1 protein-coding gene is annotated in these 1132 nt (G+C 64.0%); it reads right to left on the bottom strand.

Going from position 1 to position 1132, the window contains the following annotated elements:
* On the bottom strand, nt 1–1132 hold a 1132-nt coding region (locus U5A57_RS41230), incomplete at both ends, for an NAD(P)/FAD-dependent oxidoreductase (RefSeq protein WP_321918082.1).

The following is a 1132-nucleotide window of genomic DNA, read 5'->3' as shown; positions in this document are numbered from 1 at the left end:
ATCCATTCGCAATTGATCTGGCGCTTGAGCTTCTTCGCCTCCGCGCCCTTCATCTTCACGTCGCGCTCCCAGCCTTCGGTATAGACCGCGCCCCAGGGGCCAAGATCGAGACACGTCACGTATTTGGGCTGGCTATATGGAATCGGCTCGAGGCCCAGCAAATCTGCTGCGACGTTGTGCCCCGCTGAGCGGCCCAGATTCATCGCGTGCTGGCACGACATCATCGTGTGATTGCCTTCGTCGTCCGTGGCGGCGTACGCCACGTCGCCGGTCGCGTAGACACCTGTCACCCCGTCAACCGCGAGGTAACGGTCCACATAGAGACGACCGCTCGCATGCCGTCGACCGGGAATCTGCTCCGTAAGCGAGCTTGCTCGCAGTCCGGCGGTCCAGACCACCGTACTCGATTCGATACGCTCTCCATCCGCGGTGACAACGCTCTCGTCATCCATCGATGCGACGGCCGAGCCGAGCTTCCATGTCACGCCAAGCTCGCGAAGCGCCTCTTCGATGACCGGCCGGGGCCCTGGGCCAAGATCGGGCCCGATTGCCTCGTTGCGTTCGACGATGATCACGCGCACATCCGCATCCTCGCCCAGCGCGGCACGCAGGCGAGCCGGCATTTCAGCCGCCGTTTCGATACCCGTAAAGCCGCCCCCCGCTACCACCACCGTGTTGCGCGCCAGCGATTCCGGCCGTTCAGCCAGCTTCAGGATATGCGCTTCCAGTTCAACCGCCTCGTGGGTCTGGTCCACGCTGAACGCGTGCCCGGCAAGACCTGGGATAGCGGGCCTGAAGAGCCGGCTGCCGCTCGCGAGCACGAGTCGATCGAAATCGAGCATCCCGCGTCGTCCATCCTCACCAACGACCTCGACCGTACGGGTCGGCACCTGAATGCGCTCTACCGTTCCCTGCACGAACTTCACGCCCACCGCGTCGAAAATCTCCGTGAGCGGCGCCCTGAAGTTGGCCGGCCCCTCCTCGTACAAGCGCGGGCGTACATGCAAATGCGGATCGGGCGCAACAAGCGTGATTTCCACGTCGGTCCTGCCATGTGCATCCAGCAGGCGCGCTGCACTCAGGGCGCTCCACATGCCGGCAAACCCGGCTCCGATGACAACGATACGCTGGG

The sequence above is a fragment of the Paraburkholderia sp. J11-2 genome, assembly GCF_905220185.1.
Lineage (GTDB): Bacteria > Pseudomonadota > Gammaproteobacteria > Burkholderiales > Burkholderiaceae > Paraburkholderia.
This window is presented reverse-complemented; position numbering and strand designations above follow the sequence as displayed.